Source organism: Amnibacterium sp. CER49, assembly GCF_029846255.1.
Lineage (GTDB): Bacteria > Actinomycetota > Actinomycetes > Actinomycetales > Microbacteriaceae > Amnibacterium.
Genome location: NZ_JARVWQ010000001.1, coordinates 1204685 through 1230730, shown reverse-complemented (window position 1 = coordinate 1230730; position 26046 = coordinate 1204685). Strand labels below are relative to the sequence as shown.

The window sequence follows — 26046 nt, the reverse complement described above, 5'->3', positions numbered from 1 at the left end:
GAGAGGCGCTCGACGGGCTCGACGCACACACGGGCCTCGGAGGAACACGCCCTATTGTTGCGCCTGTGCAACGAACGGTTGCGCATCGACGGCTTCGTACGGAAGGCGGGCGCACATGACGAGGACAGGCGTCCGACGCGGAGCGAGCGTCGAGCCGGGGCGCGTCTAGCCCGTGGCGGATCCCGACCAGGACCTTCCTTCCGCCCGGCCGGTACCCGTCGAGACCGTGCGACGGGCGCTCCCCGGCGCTCGCCGGACCGTCGTGCTCGACGACGACCCGACCGGCACCCAGACGATCCGCGACCTGCCCGTGCTCACGAGGTGGACCGCGGACGACATCGCGTGGGCGCTCGCGCAGCCGGCCCCCGCGTTCTTCGTGCTGACGAACTCCCGCAGCCTCGGTAGCGACGCGGCGCGCCGGCGCAACCGCGAGGTCGCGGAGGCGTGCTTCGACGCGGCGGAGGAGGCGGGCTTCGAGGTCGTCTTCGCGAGCCGGAGCGACTCGACGCTGCGCGGGCACTTCCCGCTCGAGACCGACGAGCTCGCGGCCGTGTCGGCCGAGCGCGGGCGTCCCGTCGACGCGGTCCTGCTCGTGCCCGCCTACGTCGACGCTGGCCGCGTCACCGTCGACGGCGTGCACCGGCTCCGCGGCGCCGACGGCTGGACGGCCGTCGGTGACAGCGAGTTCGCCCGCGACGCCACCTTCGGCTTCACGAGCTCGCGCCTCGCCGACTGGGTCGCGGAGAAGAGCGGTGGCCGCGTGCCTGCTGAGGCGACCGTGCCGATCCCGCTCGCCCTGCTGCGGAGCGACGCCGACGCGGTGGCTGAGCGGCTCGCGACCGCGCCGGGCGGTTCGGTCGTCATCCCCGACGCGCTGACCGACGACGACCTCCGTGCGGTCGTCCTCGGCGTCCTCGCCGCCGAGGCGCGGGGCCGCCGCTTCGTCTACCGGGTCGGGCCGTCGTTCGTTCGGGCGCTGGCGGGGCAGGACGCCTCGCCGCCGCTGCCGCCCGAGCGGCTCGCGGAGCTCGTGGGCCCCGCTCCAGGCCTCGTCGTCGTGGGCTCGCACGTCGGGCAGACGACGCGGCAGCTCGAACGCCTGCGAGACCGCACCGGGGCGAGCGAGGTCGTGCTCGACGTCGAGGGGGTCGTCCGCGGTGACGGCGCCGTCGAGGCGGCCCGCGACGCGCTGCTCACCGTGCTGCGCCGCGGGAACGGGCCCGCCGTGCTCGGCACCAGCCGGACCCGCATCACGGGTGCCGACGCCGATGAGAGCCTCGCGATCGCGCGCCGCGTGAGCGCGGCGGTCGTCGAGGTGGTCCGCGAGACCGTGCGCGACGGGTCGCCCGGCTTCGTGCTCGCGAAGGGCGGCATCACCTCGGCGGACGTCGCGACGGAGGCTCTCGGCATCGGACGCGCGTGGGCCCGCGGCACGCTGCTGCCCGGCATCGTCTCGCTCTGGCAGGCGGCCGACGGGCCCGCCTCGGGGATCCCGTACATCGTGTTCGCAGGCAACGTCGGCGACGACGACGCCCTCGCCGACGTCGTCACCCGGCTCGAAGAAGGACGGAAGGAGAAGGCGTCATGAAGATCGTCATCACCGGAGGCGGCGGCTTCCTCGGAGCGGCGCTCGCCCGGCGCCTGCTCGCCATGGACGGCGTCCGTGTCGGCGGGGCCGCGCCCGCACCCGTCGACCAGCTGCTCCTCGTCGACATCGCCGAGCCGCCGGCCGACCTGAAGGACGAGCCCCGCGTGCGCCCGGTCGTCGGGCAGGTCGTCGACGTGCTCGACGACCTCGACGGCGCCGACCTCGTCTTCCACCTCGCGGGTGTCGTGAGCGGCGCCGCCGAGGCCGACTTCGACCTCGGCATGGCGACGAACGTCGACGCGACGCGGGCGCTGCTCGAGCGCTGCCGGCGCCTCGGCACGAAGCCGGTGCTCGTCTTCACGAGCTCGAACGCGGTGTTCGGCGCGGATCCCGCCATCGGCCCGCTCGAGGAGGTCGACGACGACACCATGCCGCGGCCGCAGAGCAGCTACGGCATCCAGAAGCTCATCGGCGAGCTGCTCGTCGGGGACTACACCCGGAAGGGCTTCCTGCGGGGTCGCTCCGTGCGGCTGCAGACGGTCTCGGTCCGGCCCGGCAAGCCGAACGCGGCAGCGTCGAGCTTCCTGTCGGGCATCATCCGCGAGCCGCTCGACGGCTTGCGGGCGGTGTGCCCCGTGCCTCCGGACACCCCCGCGACGCTCTCCTCGCCGCGACGCACCCTCGACGCGATCCTGAAGGCGGCCGAGGTCGACGACGCGACCTGGGGCAGCACGACCGCGATGAACCTCCCGGCGCTCACGACGACACCCCGCGAGATGGCGGCCGCCCTCGACCGTGTCGCCGGAGCGGGGACGAGCGACCTCATCGACTGGCAGATCGACCCCGCCATCGCCGCGATCGTCGAGACCTGGCCGCCGAAGGTCGTCACCCGCCGCGCCGGCCGGCTCGGGCTCACGCCCGAGGAGTCGTTCGACGACATCATCCGCGCCTACATGGAGGACGCGGGCAAGCAGCCCCGCTGACGGGAGCTCAGCGGCCGCCGGCGGCGAGCCGCATCAGGTCGCTGTCGAGGTCGACGGCGTCGAAGCCCGGCGCGCTCGCCGCGCCCCCGAACGTGTGCTGGTAGCGATGCCACGAGGCCTCGCGCATGCGGTCGCGCACGCCGGCCTCGATCAGCACGACGAGCTCGGTGGCGGCGCGGTCGATGCGCTCGGAGAGGGACGACGAGCCCCAGTCGTCGCTCGCGGCGAAGACGCTCGTCGGCGTGGGCAGGGCGCGGAGGTAGGCGAACAGCGACCGGAGCTGCTCGTCGACGACGAGCGCGTGCCGGGCCGTGCCCGCCGTCGCCGCGAGCACGACCGGCGTCGCGATGAGGAGGTCCTGGTCGAGCACGTCGACGAACGACTTCACGAGGCCGCTGATGCCGGCCTTGTAGACGGGGGTCGCGACGACGACCGCATCGGCCTGCGCCAGGCGGTCGATCGCCTCCTGCACCGTCGCCGGTGCGAAGCCGGTGACCTGCGCGGAGGCGAGGTCGGCGGCGAGGGGCCGCAGCTCGACGACGGAGAGCTCGAGGTCGAAGCCGGCCTCGGCGGCCCTGATGACCGCCCGCTGCGCGATCCGGTCGGCGAGCATCCGGGTGGACGACGGATCGCTCGTGCCGCCGCTCACGATCACCAGGCGCCGGGTCGTGCTCATGAGGGGAGCTCCTGCTCTGCGGCGGTGCCGCGTGTCTCGGGGAGAAGTGCCCGCTGCGCCGCGGCGAGGCGGGTGCAGAAGGTCTGGAGGGTGCGCATCTCGTCGGGGGCGAGCGCGGCGCGCATGCGGCGCTCGACGCTGCGCGCGTGACGGGCGCCGATGCGGGACTGGAGCTCGGCGCCCTCCGGCGTGAGCGCGATGAGCACGCCGCGCTTGTCCTGCGGGTCGGGCGCACGGCGGACGAGGCCGCGCGACTCCAGGCGGTCGACGAGCCGGGACAGCGCGGGCTGGCTCAGCAGGACCGCGCCGTGCAGGTCGGAGAGCCGCTTCGCGCAGCCCGCCTTCTTCAACGTGTAGAGCACGTCGTACTCCTTGATGGAGAGCTCGTCCCACATCCGCTCGGCGGCGAAGCCGCGCAGCAGCGCGGCCTGCGCCTGGAGGAGCGTCTCCCACGACTCGTTCGCGAGCCGCACGTCGGCGTCGGCCATGGTCAGCCGACCAGCGGCAGCCGCGCCTGCACGGCCGGGTCGCTGTCCTCGTAGGGGGAGGCGCCGGTGACGTTGTCGCCCCGGTTCGGGCGCGGGCGCGGCTGCCGCGGCTCGGCGTCGCCGTACTTCGCGGCGACGAGCGAGGCGTGCGTCGGGGCGTCGGGCACGGACTCGGGACGGTTCTTCGCCATCTCGCGCCGCAGCACCGGCACGACCTCGCCGCCCAGCAGCTCCAGCTGGTCGAGCACGGTGCCGAGGGGCAGGCCGGCGTGATCGACGAGGAAGAGCTGCCGCTGGTAGTCGCCGAACGACTCGCGGAAGGTCAGGGTCTTGTCGATGACCTCCTGCGGGCTGCCCACCGAGAGCGGCGTGCCGGCCATGAAGTCCTCCATGCGCGGGCCGTTGCCGTAGACCGGCGCCTCGTCGAAGTAGGGCCGGAACGCACGGATCGCGTCCTGCGAGCGCTTCGCGATGAACGCCTGGCCGCCGAGGCCGACGATCGCCTGCTCGGGGGTGCCGTGGCCGTAGTGCGCGAAGCGCTGCCGGTAGAACTCGATCAGCCGGATGTAGTGCTCCTTCGGCCAGAAGATGTTGTTCGCGAAGAAGCCGTCGCCGTAGTAGGCGGCCTGCTCGGCGATCTCCGGGGTGCGGATGGAGCCGTGCCAGACGAAGGGCGGCACGTCGTCGAGGGGTCGCGGCGTCGAGGTGAAGCCCTGCAGCGGCGTGCGGAAGCGGCCCTCCCAGTCGACGACGTCCTCGCGCCACAGGCGGTGCAGGAGGTTGTAGTGCTCGAGCGCGAGCGGCAGGCCCTGCCGGATGTCCTGGCCGAACCAGGGGTAGACCGGCGCGGTGTTGCCGCGGCCGAGCATGAGGTCCATCCGGCCGTTCGAGACGTGCTGGAGCATCGCGTACTCCTCGGCGAGGCGCACCGGGTCGTTCGTCGTGATGAGCGTCGTCGCGGTGCTGAGCACGATGCGCTCGGTCTGGCCGGCGATCGCGGCGAGCAGCGTGGTGGGGGAGGAGGAGAAGAACGGCGGGTTGTGGTGCTCGCCGATGGCGTAGACGTCGAGGCCGACCTCCTCCGTCTTCTTCGCGATCGCGATGGCGCCCTGGATGCGCTCCGCCTCGCTGGGCGTCGTGCCGGTGACCGGGTCGCGGGTGATGTCGCTCACCGAGAACACGCCGAACTGCATGGCTGCTTCCTTCCCTCCGCGGGCACCGCCCGCTGTATGCAGATGCATATAACCACGGGTGGCGTCATTTCTTCCCGCCTGCTCGCCGACGGGTGCCCCCTCCTGGGGCATTGCTTCGACGATCGTGGAATACGACGATCGTTCTGCTCGGTAACGGGCATGAAGGTTCCGTCGTGGTGGGGGAGCGCCGTCGGCGCAGCGATGGGCCTTCCCTCGGGGGAGAACCATGTCTGGATCCGTGTCGGCGACGCTGCCGCGCAAGAAGCTCGTGCCGATCGTCCTCGCGGGCGGTCTGCTCGCCGCGGGGGTCCTCGCGGCCTCGACCACCGGGACGCTGGGCGGGTTCGTGGCGACCATCACGAACGGCACGAACACCGCGGCGAGCGGTGTGCTCACGATGCGCGCCGCGAGCTCGGACGGCACCGTGACGTGCGACAGCACCGACGGCGGGGGCGTGTCGGTGAACTCGGCGACCTGCTCGACGCTCGACGAGTTCGGCGGCAGCACGACGCTGATCCCCGGTCAGTCCCTGAAGACGACCGTGGCGATCACGAACTCCGGATCGGTGACCGCTCAGGCGTTCTCGCTCACCGCCGGCGACTGCGCGCAGTCGAACAACGGTGCGGTGAACGGCAGCGCGACCGACATGTGCGGGATGGGGCTCAAGATCGTCTCCGGTGGCACGACGCTCTACGACGGCACGCTCGCCGGCTTCAAGGCGAGCCCGGTGAACCTCAGCGCGCTCGCCGCGGGCAGCAGCCAGTCCTTCGACTTCACCGTCACGATCCCGAGCTCGGCCGGCAACGGCTACCAGGGCCTCAAGGCGTCGCTGCCGCTCACCTGGACGTTCAACAGCTGAGGCTCGGCGCTCCCGCGGTCTCGGGACACGCCCTGCGGGCGCTCCTCGAGAGCCGGACGGAGGCGTGAGGAGCCCGCGCTCACTCGCAGGCGACGCCGTCGCCGTCTCGGTCGAGGCCTGAGCGGTAGCCCGCGTCACCCGTGTGCAGCGGTGCCGCGCCCGCGGCGCGGGCGGCGCTGCAGTTGGCGTAGTAGACGTCCGACGAGCCGCTGGACGAGCCGGATCCGCTGGTCGTGGTCGTCGCGCCCCCGCCCGACGCGCCGGCCGTCGAGCCGCTCGTGCTCGACGGGGGCGAGCCCCCCGACCCGGGGCTCGGGGGAACCGGTGGCAGGAGGTGCGCCACCGCCGAGGTGTAGGCCCGCTGCGTCGGGCAGGTGGCGAGGATCCGAGCCATCGCGGCCTGCTCCGCCGGTGTGACCCAGAGCCCGTAGGCGGCCTTCACGCTCACCTGGTGCGCGACGTAGACGCAGCGGAACGACGTGACGGGCGGCAGCCAGGTGGCGGTGTCGCCGTCGCCCTTCTGCTCGTTGGTCGGTCCGTCGACGGCGAAGAGGTTGATCGGGTCGTTCGCGAGATCGATGCGCCTCGCCTGCGGGAGGCGCTGCGCCCCCGTCTGCCAGGCGTCGCCGAGCGAGACGACGTGATCGATCTGCACGGCCGTGCTGGTGCCCTGGCCGCGGACGAAGTCGATCGTGCGTCCCGTGTAGGGATCGTGCAGCACGCCGCTGAGCACGCGGCATCCGGATCCCGTCGTCGCCGTCAGGTCCCGGCGCAGCACGTCGTTGCGGGTGTCGCAGCCGTTGCGGTCGACATCGATCCACGCCGGGCCGAAGTCCGTGGTGCGGGCGTAGCCGGTCATCGGCGCGCGGCCCTTCACGGCGAGGGTCGCGAGGAGCGCGAGCGCGGTGCCGGCCTGCGGCTGCGACTCCGCGGTCGGGCGACGCGAGGCCGACCCCGAGGGTCTCGTCGTCGGGGTCGCGGTGCGCACCGCGGCGGTCCCGCTCGGCGCCGCAGCGGACGCGGAGGCGGTCGAGGCCGCTGCCAGGTCGGTGTCGTGCGGCGCGGCCGACGCCCCGACCCCACCGGCCCAGACGACGAGCCCGGCGACGAGCACCGCCGCGGCGGCCGCGCGGTTCTTGATGCGCAGCAGCCGCAGACTGCCTCGGGCGAGCGCGACGACACCCGCGACGAGCGCGACGAGGCCGATCGACCAGGCGAGTCCCGGGAGCCCCTGCGTCAGCCCGGCGATGAGCACGAGCAGCCCGGCGGCGCCGCCGACGATGGCGGGGCCGAGGTGCGGGGGACGTCGGCGGGGAGCGGGCACGCGGTCAGCGTAGGAACGCCGCGCGCGAGCCCCGCCCCTCGGCGGGGCGTGTCCCTCAGCGGACCTCGGACGGCTCCTCACCGGGCACCGCGGCAGGCGCGGCGGCGCGGTTGCGCCACGTGCCGAGCACGGAGCCCGCGACGATGAGCGGGAAGCCGACGGCGAGGCCGATCGTGATCGGCTCGTGCAGCACGAGCGCGCCGAGCACCACGGCCACGATCGGGTTCACATAGGTGATGAGGCTCGTGCGGGCCGGTCCCGCCTCGGCGATGAGCGCGAACATGACGAGGAACGCCGTGGCCGTGCAGACGACGGCGAGCACCACCACCGAGCCGATCGCCACCGGGGAGACCGACGCCGGCCACCGTGGCAGCGCGAACGGCGCGTACACGACGGCCGAGACGACGAGCGAGCCGGTGACCACGCCGATGCTCGGCAGGTCGGCGAGGAACCGCGTGATGATGATCGGTCCGACGGCGTAGCCGATCACGACGAGCAGCACCTCGAGCACGGCGGTGAGGTCGGTGGGTCGGAAGTCGAGGCCGACGAGCAGCCCGACCCCGCAGAACCCGACGAGCAGGCCGGCGACGCGACGGGCGTCGAGCCGGTCGTGGCCGAGGACGGTGACGAGCACGGCGGCCGCGATCGGCACCGTCGCGATGAGCAGTCCGGTCGTCGAGCTGTTCAGCCGTGTCTCCGCGTGCCCGAGCAGCACCCACGGGCCGACGATCTCGGCGACCGTGTAGGCGAGCAGCGGCTTCCAGCGCCGCAGCAGCGGGCGCAGCCCCCGGGCGCGGAGCGCGAGCGGCAGCAGGATCAGCGAGCCGATCACGGTGCGACCGAACGCCAGCACGACGGGGTCGAGCTCCCGCACCGCGAGGCGGATGAAGAGGTAGGGGATGCCCCAGATGATGCCGAGCGCGAGGAAGAGCACCCAGCCGCGCCGGGTCACGCTCGCGTCCTCACGCCCCCATGCTGGCAGGCCCGGCGCTCACTCCGCCGACACGAGGGTGACGGTGATGCCGCGGGTGCGGCGCGCGAGCAGCGCGTAGAGCAGGGGCAGCAGCACGGCAGCGAGCACGACCGCGACGCCGGCGAGCACCGCGAGCACGAGCGAGACCGTGAGCCCCGTGCCGAGCCCGAGCGCCTGGTCGATCTGCGCCCGGGACGAGGAGAAGGCGGCGCCGATCGCCTGCTGCAGGCCCGACGCCGCGATCAGCCAGAGCACGATGGAGGCGAGGAACACGACCCCGCCGGTCAGCGCGCCGCCGAGCAGGCCGGTCCGCAGGCAGGAGCCGAGGCCGATCCAGGCCGCCGTGAGCCGGAGGGTGCGCGAGGGGCCGCTCACCGGCGGCGGCCGCGGCGCAGGCGCACGGGATGCACGGCGCGCGCCTCGGCGATGCGCACGGCACGGCCCACGATGAGCGCGACGGCCACCGCGCTCGCCGCCCAGGCGACGAGCAGCAGCGGCGCGAGGTGGAGGAGATCATCCATGCCTCCGGTCTACGCACCCCGCGGTGAGACACCGCGAAGATGCGCGTCAGGCCGGGGCGGTGGCGACCAGGACGGTGTCGACCGCCTCGCCGCCGGAGACGGGCCCGTGCGTCTCCGCGTCGTCCGGTCCGCGCCGCACCCGCTCGCAGCGCACCACCTCGAGTCCGCCCACCGCGCCGGCGAGCAGCTCGGGGGTGTACAGGAGCGAGGGATCGGTGGGTCCCGGGGCGCCGGTGGCGAGGTTCTCGACGTCGTGGCCGAGCACGAGCAGCGTGCCGCCCGGCACGAGGGAGGCGGCCGCCGTGGCGAGCACGCGGCGCAGCGCCGGCTCCGGCAGGTGCAGGTAGGTGGCCACGACGAGGTGCTGCCCGGCCCGTGGGGCGAGCGTCGTGACGTCCGCCTGCAGCCAGGTCACGCGATCGGCGGCCTCCGTCGTGACGCGGACCGCGATCGCGAGGGCCTCGGCGGAGAAGTCGACCGCCGTCACCGTCCAGCCGCGCGCCGCCAGCAGCCGCGTGGTGCGGCCGTCACCGCAGCCCAGGTCGAGCGCCCGGCCGGGCGGCAGGGTCGCGACGACCTCCTGCACGATCCGCGGAGCCGCATGCGCCCAGATCCCCGACGCGGCCGCCGCCGCGTAGCGGGCGTCCCACTGGTGCGCGTCCACGCGCCCATCCTGGTGCCCAGCAGGGCATGTGCGGGGAGGACGCGGTGGGCCCGCATCCCGGACCTAGGCTCCCGGCATGCCCTCCGGCCGCAACCCCCTCTCCGAGCTGCGGGAGACGCTCAGCCGACTGAACGAGCAGCTCCCTCGGCCCGGCGTCGAGGGCGGCGGCGTCCTCGGCGACCTCCTCGGTCCGCGGCCCGGTCCTGCCCGACCGCTCGCCGCCGTGCAGGCCGACCTCGACGCGCTCGTCGGGCTCGAGACGGTGAAGGAGCAGGTGCGCGCGCTCGTCGCGTTCCTGCAGGTGCAGGCCCGGCGGAAGGCGCACGGCCTGCCGGAGGTCGCGACCTCGCAGCACCTCGTGTTCCTCGGCAACCCGGGCACCGGCAAGACGACGGTCGCGCGGCTCCTCGCCGAGATGTACCGCGCGGTCGGGCTGCTGTCGAAGGGGCACCTCGTCGAGGTCGACCGGGCGGGCCTCGTCGGCCAGTACGTCGGAGCGACCGCGATCAAGACCGACCGCGTCATCCGGCGCGCGCTCGACGGCGTGCTCTTCATCGACGAGGCGTACTCGCTCGCCCCCGAGGGGGAGGGGCGGCTCGACTTCGGGCCGGAGGCGATCGAGGTGCTGCTGAAGCGGATGGAGGACCACCGCCACCGCCTCGTCGTCATCGTCGCCGGCTACCCGCGGCTCATGGAGTCGTTCCTGCTGTCGAACCCCGGGCTGCGGTCCCGGTTCGCGCGAGAGATCACCTTCCCCGACTACTCGACCGACGAGCTCGAGGCGATCTTCGCCAGCGTGCTCGCGCAGCACGAGTACACGCTCGAGCCCGGTGCCGAGGTGGCGCTGCGACGGATCCTCGGCGGCCTCAAGCAGGGTGGTGAGTCGGGCAACGCGCGCTTCGTGCGGACCCTGTTCGAGCAGGCGCTCAACCGCCAGGCGCTGCGGCTCACCCGGGACCGGGAGCGCGGCCCCGAGTCCCTCGACCGCGACGACGTGACGACGCTCACCGCGGAGGACCTCACCGAGGCGGCGCGGGCGCTCGGTGAGGGGCAGGGGCAGGGCCCGGTCCCCGGCAGCGAGCCCGAGTCGCGCTGGCGGCGCTGGCTGCTCGGCTGAGCCGATCCGGCCTGCGGTCTTGTCGCCGAGGGCCGCGGATGCTCGGATGGAGCCGTGCAGCTCACCACCTCCGCCGACGGCACCCGCATCGCGTTCGACACGATCGGCGACGGCACGCCGGTGATCATCGTCGGCGGTGCCTTCTCGACCGCAGCGGCCGGGGAGCCGCTCGCCGCCGCGCTCGCCGAGGCGGGCTACCGGGGTGTCACGGTCGACCGACGGGGCCGCGGCGGGAGCGGTGACACCGCGCCCTATGCAGCGGAGCGCGAGGTGGAGGACCTCGAGGCGGTGCTCCACGAGCTCGGCGGCGACGCCGCGGTGCTCGGGCACTCGTCGGGGGCCGTGCTCGCGCTCTTCGCGGCCGCGAAGGGCGTGCGCTTCTCGCAGCTCTTCCTCTCCGAGCCGCCGTTCGCGTTCGGTGCCGACCACGGCTCGGACATGCCCGAGCGGCTGCAGGCGCTCGTCGACGAGGGCCGTCCGGAGGACGCGGTGACCCTCTTCCAGCGGGAGGGTGTCGGCCTGCCGGAACCCGTCGTCCAGCAGATCAGGCAGAGCCCGATGTTCGCGTCGCTCGTGCCGCTCGCGCAGTCCGTCGTCTACGACGCGACGCTGACGCGAGCGGTGTCGACGCCCACCGCGGCGATGACCGCGGTGTCGGCACCGGTGACGATCCTGCGCGGCGAGCCGACCTTCCCGTTCCTCGTCGAGGCGTGCGAGCGGCTCGCCGCGGCGATGCCGCAGGCCGAGCTGGTGGTCGTCCCCGAGTCGCACGACCACGGCGTCGATCCGGGCGGTACGACGCGCGAGATCGCATCGCGCCTGCGGTAGCCGTCAGGGCGCGAATGCCAGCACGACGGTCACGGCTGTCGCGACGAGCGTGAGGAACGCGATCACCGTGCCCGCGATCGCGAACGTGCGCGAGTTCTGCGCGGTGGCGCGGGCGTCGTCGCGGATCGCGATGTCCGCCTCGAGCAGGGCGCGCATCACCTCGGTCTGCTCCTGCAGCGCGTCGACCACCTGATCGAGGTCCGGTGACGCCGGCGCCGCCGGTCCGCCCCAGCCGGCGTCGGACCGCGGCCGCCGCCTGCGATCCGAAGCCCGCCGTTCCGCGGCTCGGGCGAGCGCGTCGAGGCGGGCCGCGATCCGAGGGTCGGTCGGAGCGGGGCCCGGGAAGAAGCGCTCGAAGACGGTCTGGTCGCGTCCGCGCGAGCGAGGCGTGGGCGGCGTCGCCGGACCGGTCGACGGACCGATCGGTTCGGACTGCTGCTCGTCGCTCATCGCTGCACCTCCGCAGCGAGCCGGCTGTACATGAAGAGGTCGCGCCGCTCGTCGCCGATTTGCTCCCACGACCGCAGCAGGCCCTCGCGGCGGTACCCGGCGCGCTCCGCCGTCCGCCACGACGCGCGGTTCCAGGGCTCCACGGAGAGCTCGAGCCGGTGCACGTCGTCGAGACCGGCGCCCCAGGCCGTGATCGTGGTCAGCGCATCGACGGCGTGGCCCTGCCGGCGCGCCGAGGGCACGATCCAGTAGCCGATGCTGACGCGGCCGCGGTCGAGGTCGCGCAGCCAGAGGCCGATCTGCCCGATCGCCCGGTCGTGCTCGTCGGCGATCGCGAAGGAGTAGCCCATCCGGCTGCGCAGGCGGTCGTGCTGCCGCTCGAGGAAGGCGGCCGCCAGAGCCCGATCCGGCTCGGCCGGCACGGTCGTGAGCACCGGGATCAGCGGGTCGGTCGCGGCCTCGAGCACGGCGGGCAGATCCCGCTCGGCGAAGGCCCGCAGCCGGACCCGCTCGCCCGCGAGCTCGGGCAGCGTGAGCGGTGCCTCGTCCACGCCCTACTCCGACAGGCCGGTGGGGCTGCCGAGCGGCACGACCGCGGCGACGACGGGGCGACCGGGCGTCGCGCCGAGGTCGAGCACCGCGATCCGGTCGAACGTCACCGCCTCGCCCTCACCGAGCGAGCCCCAGGACGCAGCGGTGACGTGCGGTCGGAAACCGGCGCCCGCCCACTCGGGCACGTCGGGCGCGAATCCCGGCAGCGCGAGGAGGTCGCCGAGCAGCGCCTCGTGCAGCGCGACGACCGGCTCCGCCTGCCGCAGCACCGTCACGGGCACGTCGCGGTCCGGCCCGAACCCCTCGACGTGGTCCCCGACCACCGTGATCGGGTCGCTGAGGACGGCGCGGGGACGCACACGGGCGACCACGTCCGCGATCGGCGCATCGATGCGGAACGACTGCAGGACGGAGGCGTGACAGGGCCAGTCCGCGCCTGTCGCGGTGAAGCCCGCGGCAGTCGGCGGCAGCTCCAGCGTCAGAGCGAGGTGCGGCATGGCGCGAGCGTATGGGGTGCTCGTCGCGCTCGCCGCGCGGGACCCGGGGTCAGAAGCGTTCGAGAAGCGGCCCCCGGCAGTGGAGCGCCGGAGAACGGCCGATGGTCCGGGTGCCGCCCCGGAGTGTGAGCACGACCGGCACGAAGCGGGCGGTGTCGCGGATGGCGGTCACGTTCATCGCGCCGTCCGAGCAGGTGGTGGGATCGAGCAGCGCGACACGGAGGGGGCGCCCGGCGGTGAGCGCGAACGCGCGTGCGCCGCCGGGGACCGGGTCGCTCGCCGTCCGTCCGCTGACGGAGACGGCGGCGGCCGGCAGGGCGCAGGCGGTCGACCGGGTGCGCACCTCGAACCCGAGCACCCAGTTCCCCGCGGCGCCCTGGCCGCTGCCGAGCGGGTGCGCGTCGACCTGGGCGAGCGTGCAGGCCGGCGGGCTCGGCGCCGCGGCCCGTGTCGTCCGGACGGCGGGCGCCCGGGTCGGAGCCGGCCCGCTCGGCGCGCTCGTCCGCGCGGGGATCGAGGTGCTCGTGCACGCGGCGAGCACCAGCGGCACGCTCAGCGCAAGGGTGAGGGCGGCCGCTGCGCGCGTGCACACGGCCATCCGGGACCTCGCTCTCCGCGGGGACGCGGCCGCGTGGGAGCAGTGTGCCGTGACGTCAGACCGCACGGAAGACGCGGCAGAGCCGATCGGACGGGACCGAGGCCTCTGGCCGTTCGCCTTCTCGGCCAGTACGACGGCTGGTGGGTGGAGCGGTCGGCGCTGCTCCGATGCGCCGACCCTTCCGCTCGGAGGGAAGGGAGGAACGCCATGTCCCAGCACGGCACCACCTCCAGGCTCGTGCGGAAGAGCCTGGACCACCCGGAGGAGGATCGGCCGTTCCGGGGCCGCAGCGGTCACCTGCAGCTCGTCAACCTCGAGTCGGGCGCGGTGGGCCGCGCCACGTTCGAGCCGGGCTGGCGGTGGACGGAGCACGTCGGGCCGATCGCCGGCACCGATCTCTGCGAGGCGGCGCACGTCGGCTACTACGTGAGCGGCCACATGGTCGTCGAGACCGCGGACGGCGAGCGCATGGAGTACGGCCCAGGCGACTTCGCGGCGATCGCACCGGGCCATGACGCCTGGGTCGTCGGCAGCGAGCCGTGCGTCTTCCTCGACTGGCAGGGCTTCGCCGACTACGCCAAGCCGCGGTGACGTCGACCGGCACGCCTCGCGCAGGCCCGGGCCTTTCGCATCTGGCAGCCGCCGACGGGCGGAGCAGGATGCGCCCCGTTGTCGATCGGACGACGGAGGGACAGGACCATGGAATCGATGGACCAGCTGGTGCGCGAATCGCTGGAGCACTTCAACGAGGGCGATTACGACGCGATACGGGGGCTGATGGGCCCGGGCTTCTCCTACGAGGAAGCCGGCACGGGACGCCGCCTCACCGATCCGGACGAGGTCGTCGCGGCCTTCCGCGCGTGGCGGACCGGGTTGCCCGACGTGCACGGCACGCTCGAGCGGGTGCTCATCGACGGGGACACGGTCGCGATGGAGATCCGCTGGCGCGGCACCCACACCGGCACCCTCGCGACCCCGGGCGGCGACCTGCCGCCGAGCGGGCGCCCGATCCACGTCTGGTCGACGATGTGGCAGGAGTGGCGGGACGGCCGACTGGTCTCGGAGCGGCACCACCTCGACGTGCTCTCGCTGCTCGCGCAGGTCGGCGCGATCCCGGTGCCGGCGTGACCGGTGCCGGGATCCTCCGGCCGACCGCGCGCGCCGTCTCTGCAGCATCGAGTGCCTGCACGGGCTGCGCGGCAGGCGCCGGCGAAGCCGCGTGCGGCGGATGAGTACCGGGACGACGACGCCGAGCGCCGCCGGAGTCGTCCGCGACTACCTGGAGGCGATCGCCGGGCGCCAGGACCTCGAGCCGTTCCTGGCGCCCGACATCACGTTCGGACTCGCTGCGGACGAGCATCCGCTGCGCGGCGCGTCCGAGGTGACGCGGGCCGTGCGGCACCACTACGAGCAGGAGTTCGACGCGCGCCCCGAGGTCGTGCGGCTCGTCGCCGACGAGCGGAGCGCCGTCGCGGAACTGCTGTTCGTCGGCAGGCACGTGGGTCGGTACGCCGGCCTCCCGGCGACGGGCCGAGTGGTCCGGGTCCCCCTCGCCATGGCGTTCGACGTCGAGGACGCGGTCATCGTGGCGATCCGCCTGTACTACTCGCCCGAGGGGGTGCTGGCGCAGCTCCGCGGCTGACGGCTCGCGGTGCTCAACCGAGGGCACCCTCCTCGGCCTCGCGCATCAGCCGGAAGTCCTCCCGATGCAGCAGCGTGAGCACGAGCTGGGCCGGGAACCCGAAGGCACGGCGGCCGGTCGCCGTCGGGAACGGCTCGACCGCGACGATGCGGTGCGTCTCGCCGTGCACCACGAGCTCGCAGCCGCCGGCCGCGACGACGTTGCGGTACCAGTTCACCCGCGGGCCGTAGGTGAGCTCGGCGACGAACCCGCCCGGCACCGGCGCGACCATGATCGGTGTCTCGAAGACCCGGCCGCTGCGTCGGCCGACGTGCCGCACGATCGAGAACGGACCACGCCCGGAGCCCGCGAGTCGCAGCGTGAGGCGGTTCAGGGTGTGCTTGATCAGCCAGAGCCACGCGGCACGGATGCGTCCCATGGCCGCAGGATGGCGCTCGGGCGGTCCTCCCTGCAAGGACGAGGGCCGCCGGGCGCCGTGGATCAGGTCAGCTGGTCCAGGCGTCCGTCGCGGGTGAGGTGGTCGCGGTGGCCTGGCCGGCGCTCGCCGCGATGCTCGTGAGCGACGGCATCGAGAAGTATGCGCTCTGGCAGGCGTTCGGCGCGCTGCTGCCCATCGCCGCGTCGTTGGTGAACGTGACCGTCAGCGTCCCGCCCGCGGCCACGGTGAGCGGCGACGTCAAGGTGTGCGCGGAGCCGCTCGTGCCGGTGGCGAACGCCCAGCCGACCGTGCTGCCGGTGCCGCCCGTGGTCGCGTCGCACCCGGTGACCGCGGTCGTCAGGCCCGAGTTGCTGTAGCCCGCCGCGTAGGTGGTGCTCGTCGGCAGGTTCACGCCCGTGATGGTCACCGGGAACGCGTTCGGGTTGCTGATCTGCGCGACGACGTCGCCGCTGCCGCCCGGGAAGAGCGCGTTCCCCGGGGAAGGTGAGGCCGTGGCGGTGATCGTCAGGTTCGTGACGGTGCCCGCCTTGCTCTCGGCGCTCGAGCCGGAGTTCAGCCCGACGAGCCAGTTGGTCGCCGCGTAGGACGCGGTTCCCACGAGCACGACGCCGACGGTCGCGGAGGCGATCCGTGCGCCGAGCGACCAGGTGCGCACGCCGCGCCCGGGGCCGCGGTGACGGCCCGAGCCCCGGGCGGAGTCCTTCTGCTGGGTGCCCGACATGCGGAGCCTTCCCTTCCCCGGCGCCGCGCGCCGTGCGGAGCGGCCCTCTGCCGGTCCCCCGAGGTGTCTCGGTCATCGAGAAAGGTACGGATCGAAGGAAGGGTGTGCCGCCCCCAGTACGGGTGGACGCGGCGGCGGAAGTGCGGCCGGAAAGACGGAGGGCCGGCCCACGAGTCGTGGACCGGCCCTCGCGCGCATCGCTCAGGCGCCGGCGCCGCCGGTGCCGGGGTCCGTGCTGGTGCCGCCGGTGCCCGGGTCGGTGGTGGTGCCGGTCGAGCCGTCGTCCTCGCTGTCCGCGGTCTCGGTGTCGTCGCTGCTCGGGTCCTCGACGGTGTCCGACGAGCCCTGCATGAACACGTCCGCGCCGTCGCCGCCGTTGTCCGTGTCGGCGCCGATGCCCCCGTCGAGCGTGTCGTCGCCGGCATCGCCGTTCAGGTGGTCGTTGCCGCCGTCGCCGTAGAGGTCGTCGCTTCCGTCGCCGCCGTTCGCGGTGTCGTCACCGCTGCCACCGTTGAGGACGTCGTTGCCGCCGTTCCCGTTCAGCTGGTCGTTGCCGGGGCCGCCGTTCTCGGTGTCGTCACCGCTGCCGCCGTTCAGGGTGTCGGCGCCGTAGCCGCCGCTCAGCTCGTCGATCCCAGGACCGCCGTTCTCGACGTCGTTCCCTTCGCCGCCCGACAGGGAGTCGTTCCCGTAGCCGCCGCTCAGGGTGTCGGTGCCGTCCCCACCGCTCTCGACGTCGTTGCCGTCGCCGCCCGACAGCGAGTCGTCGCCCGCGTTGCCGCTGAGGTGGTCGTCCCCCTCGCCGCCGCTCAGGACGTCGTTGCCGTCACCGCCGTAGAGGACGTCGTTGCCGGAGTCGCCGCTGAGGTGATCGTTTCCGGTGCCGCCGTAGACGGTGTCGTTCCCGGCCCCGCCGGAGATCCGGTCGTCGCCGGCGCCGCCGTCGAGCACGTCGCTGCCGCTCGAGCCGCAGATGAGGTCGTTACCCCCGCCGGCGTGGATCACGTGTCCCGCGGCGCGGACGACGATGACGTCGCTGCCGGCGGTGCCGTCGACGACGTGCGGGCTGCTCGCGCCCACGACGATGGTCGCGGTGTGGCCGAAGCAGGTCGGCTGCGTCGCCGCGGACGCGGCGGTGGCGTGCAGGGCCACGCCTGCGAACGGGATGGACAGCGCGACCGCGGCGAGGCGCACGCGACGACGAGTGAACAAGGGGACTCCCACCGGATCCGGAACGAGCGGCGATCGCGGCTCGAGGCAGATCGTGGGGGACGAGCGGCCGCTTGCACGGGCACCGCTCCGAGGGGTCGCCGCCCCAGTTCGGGGGTCCCGTCTCTCGCCGAGCGCCGGCGGGTCGAACCGGCCAGAAGGGGAGCCCGCGCCTGGGTGATCCTCAGCGGATTCGAGTCCGGGGCATGCGTGATGCCCGGACCGCTCCGCGCTCCTCCGGTCCGTTCCGCCCGACGTGCGACGAGAGGCGGGACTCCTTCGATACGCGACACGGCGGTCGTCGCGAGGAGCCCGGCCTGCTCAGCGGCGGCTGACCGCGACCTCGTCCGGCTCGAGCGAATGCCCGTCCTCGTCGACGAAGGCCACCCGCACGGGCCGACCCAGGCGGTCGCGGTAGCGGATGCCCGCGTCCGCCTCGGCCGGAAGGTGCTCGCCGCCCCACCCGCCGAGTGCCCCGAGGACGACCTCGAACTCGTGTCCCGCGGCGGTGAGCCGGTACTCGGTCCGCGTGCGGCTGCCCTCCTCCTGGTAGGCGGTGCGCTCGAGCAGACCGAGCTCGACGAGGCTCGACAGACGGTTCGCGAGCACGTCGCTCGCGATGCCGAGGCGGTGCCGGAAGTCGGAGAAGCGCGTCGTGCCCATCGCGGCCTCGCGGAGCACGAGCAGCGACCAGCGCTCGCCGACGGCGGTGATCGTGCGCGCGATCGAGCACCGCCCCTCGCTGGGATCCGTGACGGGCATGACGCCCATCCTAGCCCTGGGTTGGCGAACCGGTTCCAGGTGCTAGGTTGGGCGAACCAACTCAGACTTGGAGGGCTGCATGGCCTCATCCCGCCGCACCGCGTTCGGCACCGGCGCGCTGACCGCCGCTCTGGCGCTCTGGACGAGCGGTGCGCCCTCCGTCGTGTACCCGTCCTACGGCCGCGAGTGGTCGCTGCCGCCCGCGCTCACGACGGCCGTGTTCGGCGTGTACCCGGTGAGCCTCCTCCTGGTTCTCGGGCTCTTCGGCGGCATCAGCGACCGCGTCGGTCGCCGGGCGGCCATCGTGCTCGGGCTCGCGCTGATGGCGGTCGGCACCCTCGCCTTCGCTCTCGCGCCGTCGGTCGAGGTGCTGCTCGTCGCGCGAGCGGTCACCGGCGTCGGCGTGGGCTTCGCGCTGAGCCCCGCCACGGCGCTGCTCGCGGAGCACGCGCGCCCCGGCCGGGGACACATCGCGGGTGCTGTCGCGACCGCGTCGACGGCCGCGGGGCTCACGGTCGCGCTCGTGCTCGGCGGCGCGTTCCTCGCGCTGCTGCCCGACCCCCTGCACCTCTCGTACTGCCCGCTGCTCGCCGCCGTCCTCCTCACGCTCCTCCTGGCACTCCGTCTTCCTGGAGGCGGAGCCGGAGCCGGTGTCGGTGTCCAGCTGCTCCGGGTCGAACGCTCCCTCCGCGGCGTGGTCGTCCAGGGCGCGCTCGGCGTCGCTGCGGCCTACGGCACGGGCGGCGTCGTGCTCGCCCTCGGTGCCGACGTCGCCGTCGGTCTGCTGCACACCGCGTCGCCCCTCGTGATCGGACTCGTGCTCGCGCTGTCCGCCGTCACGATCGGTGTGACCGCGCTGCTCGCGCGCGGACTCCGCGCCGCCAGTGCCGCGCCTGCCGGTGCCATCGGCATGGTGGTCGGGCTCGCGGCCCTCGTCGCAGCGAGCATCACGGGGTCACTCGTCGTCTTCCTCGTGTCGATCGTGCTCACCGGCATCGGCTACAGCCTGCTCTTCTCAGCCGGCGTCGGCGTCGCGGCCGAGCTCGCACCCGCGGCGCACCGGGCGTCGACGGTCTCCGCCGTGTACTTCGCCGGCTACGCGGTCCAGGCCCTCACGGCGATCGGCCTGGGCCAGCTCGCCACGGCGGAGGGGCTGCTGCCGGCGATCGCCACCGGCGCCGCCGTGCTCGCGACCCTCGCGGTGATCGCCGGAGCCGCCCCGTTCGTCCGCGCGCACCGCGCGGCCCGCTCCGCTCTCGAAGGGAACCCCGCATGACCTCGCTCGAATCCGCAGTCGTCCTCGTCACCGGTGCGAACGGAGGTCTCGGCACCGAGTTCGTCCGCCAGGCGCTCGCTCGCGGCGTGCCCAAGGTGTATGCGACCGCGCGCACGCCCCGCTCCTCGGACGACCCGCGGGTGGTCCCGCTCGCGCTCGACGTCACCGACGAGGCGTCCGTCGCCGCCGCTGCCGCGGCGAGCCGGGACGCGACGGTGCTCGTGAACAACGCCGGCGTGGCGTCCGTGCAGCCGAGCCTGCTCGCGACCTCCGACGACGAGCTCCGCCGCCTGCTCGAGACCAACGTGGTCGGCCTGCTCGCGGTCACCCGGGCGCTGGCGCCGGCGCTCCAGCAGCACGGCGGCGCCATCCTCAACGTCGCGTCCGTCGCGAGCTGGCGTGCTCGCGGTGCCCTTGCCGCGTACGGTGCGACCAAAGCGGCCGTCTGGTCGATGACCGACGCGCTCCGCGGCGAGCTCGCTCCCGCCGGCGTCCACGTCCTCGGTCTCTACCTGGGGTTCACCGACACCCCGATGACGGCGGGTCTCGATGTGGCGAAGGGCGACCCCGCCGACGTCGTCCGTGCGGCCTACGACGGGCTGGAGGCCGGTGCGTACGAGGTGCTCGCGGACGAGGTCACGCGTCAGGTGCGCAGCGGGCTCAGCGAGGTGCTGACGCCCGCCTGAGCGTGCGGAGGGAGTCGATCCCCGAACGATTCGTGAGCGGAGCCGCGTGCGGAGCCGCACGTCGGCGACCGGGCGCGCCGTGCTCAGGACGGCGAGTACGGCTCGGTGGCGTACCTCGCCATCAACGCGAGGATCTCGGCGGGGACGAGCATGCCGTCCGGTCCGGGGCGGAGATGCTGCAGCTCTCGGAAGTACCCGATGTACCGCTCGGGCGTCACGACGAGCAGCAGCGAGGCCGGCTCGTCGGGATCCGCGTTGCCGAAGGTGTGCGGCGTCCCCATGCCGGCGACGAAGGTGGAGCCCGGGCCGAGCACGTGTTCCGTCGAGCCGCTGCGGAAGCGCACTCGGCCGGTGAGTACGAAGAAGGACTCGTCGTGCGCGTGGTGGATGTGCTGCGGAGGGCCGCCCCACCCGGGCGGCATGCGGCACTCGACGAGCCCCGCCCGGCCTCCGGTGGTGCTGCCGTCCTCGAGCACGCGGTGCACGACGGGACCGGCGGGCAGCAGCTCGCCGTCCTGCGGGTCCAGGACGGACACTCGCGGCATGAGCTCGTGCTCGGACATGAGGGCATCCTTTCGTTTGAGACGTCCGTCTCAGAATGAGATGCCCGTATCATGCTGCGCATGCCCGGCGATGTCAACGGAAGCGACCCAGGAACTCCGGCGAGTCGTCGGATGCGTGAGCGTCTGACCGCGGCGGCTCGCGCGCAGCTCCGCGACGGCGGCCCGATGACGGTGGAGGCCGTGGCGGCGCGGGCGGAGGTGTCACGGGCGACGGCCTACCGGCACCTCCTCAACAACGACGCGGTCCTGCTGTGGGCGACGCGGCCGGTCGAAGAGCTGGATGTCGCTGCCCTCCTCGGGCAGGGCGGCGGCGCGCCCACCGACCTGGTCGATCGAGCCGAGGCGCTGGTCCGGTCGACAGCGCGGTGGGCGTTCGACCATGAGCGCGAGCTGCGGGCTGTGCTCGCGGTCTCCCTGGCGGAGGGCAGCGACCAGCATGGATCGTCCCGGCGGGGGCGCATGCAGCGGGACCGGTGGATCGACGATCTGCTGTCGGGGCTCCCCGCTGACGTGCCCGAGGCTGCACGCCGGCGCTTGCGCGCGGCCCTGATGCCGCTGTTCGGTGCCGATGCGGTGGTCTGGACCCGCGACGTGGCCGACCTGCCGGTCGCCGACGCGGTCGAGGTGCTCGTCTGGATGGCACGCACGCTGGTCACCGCGGTCCTCCGGGAACGAGGATCGCCGGCGTCCTGACGGTTCGCATGCCCGTGACCCTCGACGGCCGGCCTGCACCAGGGGCGCTGCCGACGGTTCGGCCGACTCGATCTCCTGGTTCCACCGCCCGGGTGCCGGGTCCGTCTCGGTGCTCCTGGCAGCGTCCGGCTTCAGGTGCGCTTGCCGAGAGGGAGGGTGGCGCGGGTTCGGTGGTAGCGCGGGGTGAAGAGCAGGCGGTTGAGGAGCCGGACGGGTGGGGGGAGGCGGGCGAGCATCGTGGCTCGCTCCGCGTCGTCGGCGAAGGCGAGGATGCGGGGGAGCAGGTCGGCGACTTCGCGGAGGCTGAGGCCCTTCACCATGTTCCGCTCGATCCGCCGGCACTCGGGCGGGGGCACGCGTGTGGCGAGGACGGGGACCGCCTCGCGTTCCTCGAGGGCGAGGTGATCGAGGATCGCGGCCTGGACCTGCGTCAGCGCGACCAGCAGGTCAGCGCGGTCGGCCGCGAGTCCAGCCGTGGTGACGACGGTCGGGAGGGCATCGAACCGCCTGTCGACCCCGCTCAGCTCCGACTCGATGCGGCGGTGCTGCGCGCTGAGGTCCTCGAGCGTGGGGCCGATCCCGGGGGCGTGTCTGGTCAGGGTCGGCCAGATGCCCTCGTCCTCTGCGCGGAAGTGGTGACGCACGGCCCCTGAGAAGCTCCGCCACCAGCGGGAGAGCGCTTCAGCTGCGTCGGCGTCGTCGGCACGGAGCGCGCGCACCTGTTCGATGAGGTCGGCGAGCACCCCGCGGAACTGGTCGTGGTCGAGGGTCCAACCACGGACGTCGTTGTCCTGCGTGTCAGCCTCATCCACGGTGCCTCCACTGCTCGACCTTCGCGAGTCGAACGGCCGCAATCTACTGCCGGACGGAACGCGACCCGAACGCAGCGCGTCTTGGGTCGGGCGGCCGCGGGCCCGCTCCAACCAAATCTTTGTTCTTTCTCGGCGGCTGCCCAGGATGCTGCCCCCGTGAGTTCGGACACCGAGGAGACGGCGACTCAAGGTGTTGCGCCGGAGCTGGATCGCGGCACGGATCGCGAGCCGGGGCACATCGATCAGCGTCGTTCGCCGATCGCGCGGTTCTTCGGTGTGCTGGGGCCGGGTCTGGTGACGGGGGCGGCGGATGACGACCCGTCGGGTGTGGCCACGTATGCGCAGGCGGGTGCGACGTACGGGATGGGCATGCTCTGGACGGTGCCGGTGTCGTTGCCGTTGATGATGGGCGTGCAGGAGATCTGCGACCGGATGGCGTTGGCCACCGGGGACAGCCTGGGCAAGCTGATCCGACGCAGGTTCCCGCGGGCGGTCGTGGCGGTGCTCGGGGTGCTGGTGGTGGCGCTGATCGCGGCGAACTGCCTGAACCTCGCGGCGGATCTGATGGCGATCGGGCAGGGCATGCAGCTGCTGCACGCGGGACCGGCGCCGGTGTGGAGCGCGGTCGCCGGGATCGCGATCGTCGTCGCGCTGCTGGCCGGGTCCTTCCAGGCGATCGGCCGGATCTTCAAATGGTTGTGCCTGTTCCTGCTGGTGTACGTCGCCGTGCTGTTCTTCGCCCACGTCTCCTGGGCCGACGTCGGCCGCGGCCTGCTCGGTCTGCAGGCCCGCCTCTCGCCGGCCTATCTCGGCCTCGTGGTGGGCGTGCTGGGCACCTCGATCTCGCCCTACATGTTCTTCTGGCAGTCCGCGCAGCGGGTCGAGGAGCTCCGCGCCGAACCCCTCGAGGGAGACCTCGCCCCACCACTGAAGGACCGCAGCCGCACCGAAGCCAGACGCCGCCTCCGCAACGGGCGCGTCGACGTGTTCACCGGGATGGCGTTCAGCGTCCTGATCATGTTCGCGATCATGGCCGCCACCGCCGCGACCCTCGGCGCGCACCACCGCACCGTGAGCAGCGCCGCTGAAGCCGCTCGCGCGCTGGAGCCCATCGCGGGCAGCTACGCCGGCATCCTCTTCGCCGCCGGGTTCATCGGCTCCGGCGTCCTCGCCGTGCCCATCCTCGCCGCTTCCGGGGCGGCGGGCCTGTCGGGGCTGCTCGGCAAGGAGTGGGGGCTGGACCGCAGCCCGCGGAAGGCGCCGGTCTTCTACGCCCTCCTCGGTGTCGGACTCATCGCCGGAACCGTCCTCAGCGTGATCGGCACCGACCCGATCGGGCTGCTCGTGCTCTCCGCGATCGTCAACGGCATCGCCGCCGGTCCGTTCCTCATCGTGATGATGCTCATCTCCCGCGACCGCGCCATCATGGGCCGCTACCGCAACGGACGCCTCGCCGCAGCGGTCGGATGGACCACGACGGTGATCATGTGCGCCGCCGGCGGGTACGGCATCTGGTACACCATCACCGGCGGCTGAGCGCCTGGCCGCGCGATCGCGAGCACGACGCAGCCCTGAGGTCTGGTCTGCGACAGGTGGGGGCTCCTCTTGCGCTCCCGGAGGGACGCGAACCCGACCTTCTGATCCGTGCTCGGAACGATCGGCGTCCGACCCCGGGCGAACTTCGGCCCTCCCGAGGGTGGCGCGCGCATACGGATCTCGGTGAGGAGGCGCGGTGATTCCCGGCTTCGTGCGCCTCGGCAGGCCCTGGACGGGTGGGACGATCGCTGAGGCAGGCCGCCACTAGCATGCCGACATGTCGCGCCCGGTGATCCTGGTGCACGGGCTCTGGCATCAGCCGGAGCACCTCGCACCCCTGGTCGAGGCCCTCGCCGACGCGGGTGTGCAGGCGACCGCACCGCGACTGCACCGCGGCTCGTTCGAAGCGGATGCGGCAGCTGTGCAGGAGGCCGTGGATGCGGCGGAGGCCGCGCCGGTGCTCGTCGGCCACTCGTACGGCGGCGCGGTCGTCACCGACGTCGAAGGCGCAGCGCACCTCGTCTACCTCGCGGCGTTCGTGCCGGACGTGGGCGAGACCACCGCATCGCTGAACGGGCGGGACGGGCTCATCAACGCCGCCCTCCGCGTGCGGGACGACGGGGCGACCGAGGTGCGGCCCGAGCTCGCGGATCAGCATCTCTACGCGGACTGCACGCCCCAGCAGCGGGCGCGGGCGCGCGCACTGCTCGTGCCGCAGGCCTCGCAGTACCGGCACGGTTCACCCACTCGCACCGGTTGGCGCACCACGCCCTCGACCTACATCCTCTGCACCGAGGATCGGGCCGTCGCGCCCGCCACACAGCGGCGGATGGCCGAACGCTGCACCTCCGTCGTCGAGCTGCCCGCGAGCCACTCCGCCTACCTCAGCCGTACCGAGGAGGTCGCGCGCATCATCGCCGAGGCCGCAGAGGTCTGACGCAGGTCGCCGGCGCGGCTTCTCGATCCTCCAAGCCCCGAAGACGAGGAAGAGGGCCGCCCTCCCGGACGACCCCGTTCTTCGTTCTGCGCGCCCGGAGCGACTCGATCCCTACTCGCCCCTCCACCCGCCGCTGCGCGGCGCGCGGAGCCTCTGGCGGGCAGGGGCCCCCACCCCTGGGAGCGGCTTCTCGATCCTCCAAGCCTGGAAGACGAAGAAGAGGGCCGCCCTCGCGGACGACCCTCTTCTTCGTTCTGCGCGCCCGGAGGGACTCGAACCCCCAACCTTCTGATCCGTAGTCAGATGCTCTATCCGTTGAGCTACGGGCGCAGGCCGGCCGAAACCGACCGGACAACCCTACAGCACGGCCGGAGGGGCGGCCCGCGGGGTCAGCGGTCGCGGTGCGACCAGGCGAGCAGCTGCTCGAGCGGCCACGTCGTGACGATCCGCTCGGGCGGGACGCCGTTCTTCGCCGCGCGCTCGGCGCCGAGGCCGAGGAAGTCGAGGTGGCCCGGCGCGTGCGCGTCGGTGTCGATGCTGAACAGGCACCCGGCGTCGAGGGCGCGCTGGATCAGGTCGTCCGGCGGGTCCTGGCGCTCCGGGCGCGAGTTGATCTCGACCGCCACGCCGCGCTCGGCGCACCTCGCGAAGACGCGGTCGGCGTCGAACTCCGACTGCGGGCGGGTGCCGCGGCTGCCCTCGACGAGGCGCCCGGTGATGTGGCCGAAGACGTCGAGGTGCGCGTCGTCGAGCGCGCCGAGCATCCGGGCGGTCATCGTGTCGTGGTCGGCGCGGAGGTGCGAGTGCACGCTGCCGACGACGACGTCGAGCCGGTCGAGCAGCTGGGGCGTCTGGTCGAGGGTGCCGTCCTCGAGGATGTCGACCTCGATGCCGGCGAGCAGCCGGAAGCCGTCGGACCCGGCGTTGATCCCGGCCACCACGTCGAGCTCCTGCTCGAGGCGCTCCGGCGACAGGCCGTTCGCGATCGTGAGGTGCGGGGAGTGGTCCGTGAGCGCGAGGTACTCGCGGCCGAGCGTGCGCGCGGCGTCGACCATGAGCTCGATCGGCGTGGTGCCGTCGGACCACTCGCTGTGGCTGTGCAGGTCGCCGCGCAGCCGGGCGAGGAGCGCGCGGCCCTCGGGCGAGAGCTCGGCGTCGGCTCGCGCACGGAGATCGGCGAGGTAGCCGGGCACGTCGCCTGCGAGGGACTGCTGGATCACCTCGAGCGTGCGGCCGCCGATGCCCTTCGTGCGCTTCAGGCGGCCGTCCTCCGCCCGGGCGGCGAGCTCGTCCGGGTCCAGGCCGGCGATCGTCGCGGCGGCGCGCCGGAAGGCCTGGATCTTGAACACCGGCGCGCGCTCGCGCTCGAGACGGAAGGCGATCTCGCTGAGCGCCGCGACGGGGTCCACGCGTCGATTCTGGCCACGCGCGGCTGATCGTGCTCCGGATCCTTGCCGTT

The 26046-nt window shown here is 73.5% G+C and carries 32 protein-coding genes and 1 tRNA gene; 13 read left to right on the top strand and 20 right to left on the bottom strand.

What is annotated here, in order from left to right; translation table 11 throughout:
• Positions 1-172 precede the first annotated feature (172 nt).
• Positions 173-1588: a four-carbon acid sugar kinase family protein gene (locus tag QDR37_RS05920; protein ID WP_279712682.1), complete on the top strand. Its 1416-nt coding sequence runs from the start codon at positions 173-175 to the stop codon at positions 1586-1588.
• Positions 1585-2571: a D-erythronate dehydrogenase gene (gene denD / locus QDR37_RS05915; protein WP_279712681.1), complete on the top strand. Its 987-nt coding sequence runs from the start codon at positions 1585-1587 to the stop codon at positions 2569-2571. Before QDR37_RS05920 ends, denD begins: the two co-directional genes overlap by 4 nt.
• Positions 2572-2578: 7 nt before the next feature.
• On the opposite strand, the gene QDR37_RS05910 is transcribed toward denD, so the two are convergent.
• From QDR37_RS05910 to QDR37_RS05900, 3 genes are read right to left on the bottom strand one after another with little or no spacing between them, the layout of a single operon-like run.
• On the bottom strand, positions 2579-3247 hold the full coding sequence (locus QDR37_RS05910; protein WP_279712680.1) for a CE1759 family FMN reductase: 669 nt from the start codon (positions 3245-3247) through the stop codon (positions 2579-2581).
• Positions 3244-3735 (bottom strand): MarR family transcriptional regulator, encoded by a 492-nt coding sequence (locus QDR37_RS05905; RefSeq protein WP_279712679.1) that lies wholly within the window; start codon positions 3733-3735, stop codon positions 3244-3246. Before QDR37_RS05905 ends, QDR37_RS05910 begins: the two co-directional genes overlap by 4 nt.
• 2 nt (positions 3736-3737) lie before the next feature.
• Positions 3738-4928 (bottom strand): LLM class flavin-dependent oxidoreductase, encoded by a 1191-nt coding sequence (locus QDR37_RS05900; protein WP_279712678.1) that lies wholly within the window; start codon positions 4926-4928, stop codon positions 3738-3740.
• A 226-nt stretch (positions 4929-5154) separates the two neighbouring features.
• Here QDR37_RS05900 and QDR37_RS05895 point away from each other — a divergent pair, with 226 nt between their 5' ends.
• On the top strand, positions 5155-5787 hold the full coding sequence (locus tag QDR37_RS05895; protein WP_279712677.1) for a hypothetical protein: 633 nt from the start codon (positions 5155-5157) through the stop codon (positions 5785-5787).
• A 79-nt stretch (positions 5788-5866) separates the two neighbouring features.
• On the opposite strand, the gene QDR37_RS05890 is transcribed toward QDR37_RS05895, so the two are convergent.
• The 5 genes from QDR37_RS05890 to QDR37_RS05870 are packed head-to-tail and all read right to left on the bottom strand — an operon-like array spanning position 5867 to position 9269.
• Positions 5867-7111, bottom strand: a complete 1245-nt coding sequence (locus tag QDR37_RS05890; RefSeq protein WP_279712676.1) for an excalibur calcium-binding domain-containing protein — start codon at positions 7109-7111, stop codon at positions 5867-5869.
• 55 nt (positions 7112-7166) lie between these two features.
• On the bottom strand, positions 7167-8063 hold the full coding sequence (locus tag QDR37_RS05885; protein WP_279712675.1) for a DMT family transporter: 897 nt from the start codon (positions 8061-8063) through the stop codon (positions 7167-7169).
• Between the two features lie 39 nt (positions 8064-8102).
• Positions 8103-8459 (bottom strand): DUF3566 domain-containing protein, encoded by a 357-nt coding sequence (locus tag QDR37_RS05880; protein WP_279712674.1) that lies wholly within the window; start codon positions 8457-8459, stop codon positions 8103-8105.
• On the bottom strand, positions 8456-8605 hold the full coding sequence (locus QDR37_RS05875; RefSeq protein WP_279712673.1) for a hypothetical protein: 150 nt from the start codon (positions 8603-8605) through the stop codon (positions 8456-8458). Before QDR37_RS05875 ends, QDR37_RS05880 begins: the two co-directional genes overlap by 4 nt.
• 46 nt (positions 8606-8651) lie before the next feature.
• Positions 8652-9269, bottom strand: coding sequence for a class I SAM-dependent methyltransferase (locus QDR37_RS05870; protein WP_279712672.1), 618 nt, complete (start codon positions 9267-9269; stop codon positions 8652-8654).
• Between the two features lie 76 nt (positions 9270-9345).
• Between QDR37_RS05870 and QDR37_RS05865 the strand changes: the two genes are divergently transcribed.
• The gene (locus QDR37_RS05865; protein ID WP_279712671.1) at positions 9346-10386 is read left to right on the top strand and encodes an AAA family ATPase; all 1041 of its coding nucleotides are present in this window, start codon (positions 9346-9348) and stop codon (positions 10384-10386) included.
• 54 nt (positions 10387-10440) lie between these two features.
• Positions 10441-11214: an alpha/beta hydrolase gene (locus QDR37_RS05860; RefSeq protein WP_279712670.1), complete on the top strand. Its 774-nt coding sequence runs from the start codon at positions 10441-10443 to the stop codon at positions 11212-11214.
• A 3-nt stretch (positions 11215-11217) separates the two neighbouring features.
• On the opposite strand, the gene QDR37_RS05855 is transcribed toward QDR37_RS05860, so the two are convergent.
• From QDR37_RS05855 to QDR37_RS05840, 4 genes are read right to left on the bottom strand one after another with little or no spacing between them, the layout of a single operon-like run.
• On the bottom strand, positions 11218-11664 hold the full coding sequence (locus QDR37_RS05855; protein WP_279712669.1) for a hypothetical protein: 447 nt from the start codon (positions 11662-11664) through the stop codon (positions 11218-11220).
• A complete protein-coding gene (locus tag QDR37_RS05850; protein ID WP_279712668.1) occupies positions 11661-12215 on the bottom strand; it encodes a GNAT family protein in 555 nt (184 codons plus the stop codon). Before QDR37_RS05850 ends, QDR37_RS05855 begins: the two co-directional genes overlap by 4 nt.
• A 3-nt stretch (positions 12216-12218) precedes the next feature.
• Entirely contained in the window at positions 12219-12713 is a 495-nt protein-coding gene (locus QDR37_RS05845; protein ID WP_279712667.1) for a 2'-5' RNA ligase family protein, read from the bottom strand.
• Positions 12714-12762: 49 nt separating this feature from the next.
• Positions 12763-13311, bottom strand: coding sequence for a hypothetical protein (locus QDR37_RS05840; protein ID WP_279712666.1), 549 nt, complete (start codon positions 13309-13311; stop codon positions 12763-12765).
• Positions 13312-13518: 207 nt separating this feature from the next.
• Between QDR37_RS05840 and QDR37_RS05835 the strand changes: the two genes are divergently transcribed.
• From QDR37_RS05835 to QDR37_RS05825, 3 genes are all read left to right on the top strand, one after another.
• Positions 13519-13902 carry a cupin domain-containing protein gene (locus QDR37_RS05835; protein WP_279712665.1) on the top strand — a complete coding sequence of 128 codons (384 nt, stop codon included), beginning with the start codon at positions 13519-13521 and terminating at the stop codon, positions 13900-13902.
• Positions 13903-14019: 117 nt separating this feature from the next.
• Positions 14020-14439 carry an ester cyclase gene (locus QDR37_RS05830; RefSeq protein WP_279712664.1) on the top strand — a complete coding sequence of 140 codons (420 nt, stop codon included), beginning with the start codon at positions 14020-14022 and terminating at the stop codon, positions 14437-14439.
• A 100-nt stretch (positions 14440-14539) separates the two neighbouring features.
• Positions 14540-14953, top strand: a complete 414-nt coding sequence (locus QDR37_RS05825) for an ester cyclase (RefSeq protein ID WP_279712663.1) — start codon at positions 14540-14542, stop codon at positions 14951-14953.
• Between the two features lie 13 nt (positions 14954-14966).
• Here the strand turns inward: QDR37_RS05825 and QDR37_RS05820 are convergent, their stop codons facing one another.
• The 4 genes from QDR37_RS05820 to QDR37_RS05805 form a co-directional block, all read right to left on the bottom strand.
• Complete coding sequence (locus QDR37_RS05820) at positions 14967-15371, bottom strand: nitroreductase family deazaflavin-dependent oxidoreductase (protein ID WP_279712662.1); 405 nt, start codon at positions 15369-15371, stop codon at positions 14967-14969.
• 67 nt (positions 15372-15438) lie between these two features.
• Positions 15439-16113: a hypothetical protein gene (locus QDR37_RS05815; protein WP_279712661.1), complete on the bottom strand. Its 675-nt coding sequence runs from the start codon at positions 16111-16113 to the stop codon at positions 15439-15441.
• Between the two features lie 201 nt (positions 16114-16314).
• The gene (locus QDR37_RS05810; RefSeq protein WP_279712660.1) at positions 16315-17307 is read right to left on the bottom strand and encodes a calcium-binding protein; all 993 of its coding nucleotides are present in this window, start codon (positions 17305-17307) and stop codon (positions 16315-16317) included.
• A 336-nt stretch (positions 17308-17643) separates the two neighbouring features.
• Positions 17644-18084: a helix-turn-helix domain-containing protein gene (locus tag QDR37_RS05805; RefSeq protein ID WP_279712659.1), complete on the bottom strand. Its 441-nt coding sequence runs from the start codon at positions 18082-18084 to the stop codon at positions 17644-17646.
• Between the two features lie 79 nt (positions 18085-18163).
• Here QDR37_RS05805 and QDR37_RS05800 point away from each other — a divergent pair, with 79 nt between their 5' ends.
• Together QDR37_RS05800 and QDR37_RS05795 are read left to right on the top strand one after the other, a co-directional pair.
• A complete protein-coding gene (locus QDR37_RS05800; protein ID WP_279712658.1) occupies positions 18164-19360 on the top strand; it encodes an MFS transporter in 1197 nt (398 codons plus the stop codon).
• A complete protein-coding gene (locus QDR37_RS05795) occupies positions 19357-20046 on the top strand; it encodes an SDR family oxidoreductase (protein ID WP_279712656.1) in 690 nt (229 codons plus the stop codon). Before QDR37_RS05800 ends, QDR37_RS05795 begins: the two co-directional genes overlap by 4 nt.
• A gap of 83 nt (positions 20047-20129) precedes the next feature.
• On the opposite strand, the gene QDR37_RS05790 is transcribed toward QDR37_RS05795, so the two are convergent.
• A complete protein-coding gene (locus tag QDR37_RS05790; protein ID WP_279712655.1) occupies positions 20130-20609 on the bottom strand; it encodes a cupin domain-containing protein in 480 nt (159 codons plus the stop codon).
• 111 nt (positions 20610-20720) lie between these two features.
• On the opposite strand from QDR37_RS05790, the gene QDR37_RS05785 reads away from it, so the two are divergent.
• The gene (locus QDR37_RS05785) at positions 20721-21302 is read left to right on the top strand and encodes a hypothetical protein (protein ID WP_279712654.1); all 582 of its coding nucleotides are present in this window, start codon (positions 20721-20723) and stop codon (positions 21300-21302) included.
• A gap of 131 nt (positions 21303-21433) precedes the next feature.
• Here QDR37_RS05785 and QDR37_RS05780 read toward each other — a convergent pair whose 3' ends face one another.
• Positions 21434-22114 (bottom strand): hemerythrin domain-containing protein, encoded by a 681-nt coding sequence (locus tag QDR37_RS05780; RefSeq protein ID WP_279712653.1) that lies wholly within the window; start codon positions 22112-22114, stop codon positions 21434-21436.
• Here QDR37_RS05780 and QDR37_RS05775 point away from each other — a divergent pair.
• Together QDR37_RS05775 and QDR37_RS05770 are read left to right on the top strand one after the other, a co-directional pair.
• Complete coding sequence (locus QDR37_RS05775) at positions 22061-23650, top strand: Nramp family divalent metal transporter (protein ID WP_279712652.1); 1590 nt, start codon at positions 22061-22063, stop codon at positions 23648-23650. The genes QDR37_RS05780 and QDR37_RS05775 overlap by 54 nt on opposite strands.
• A gap of 277 nt (positions 23651-23927) precedes the next feature.
• Positions 23928-24587 (top strand): alpha/beta hydrolase, encoded by a 660-nt coding sequence (locus tag QDR37_RS05770; RefSeq protein ID WP_279712651.1) that lies wholly within the window; start codon positions 23928-23930, stop codon positions 24585-24587.
• Positions 24588-24844: 257 nt separating this feature from the next.
• Here the strand turns inward: QDR37_RS05770 and QDR37_RS05765 are convergent.
• Both QDR37_RS05765 and QDR37_RS05760 read right to left on the bottom strand, forming a co-directional pair.
• Positions 24845-24917, bottom strand: a tRNA-Arg gene (locus QDR37_RS05765).
• A gap of 59 nt (positions 24918-24976) precedes the next feature.
• Entirely contained in the window at positions 24977-25996 is a 1020-nt protein-coding gene (locus tag QDR37_RS05760) for a PHP domain-containing protein (protein WP_279712650.1), read from the bottom strand.
• Positions 25997-26046 lie beyond the last annotated feature (50 nt).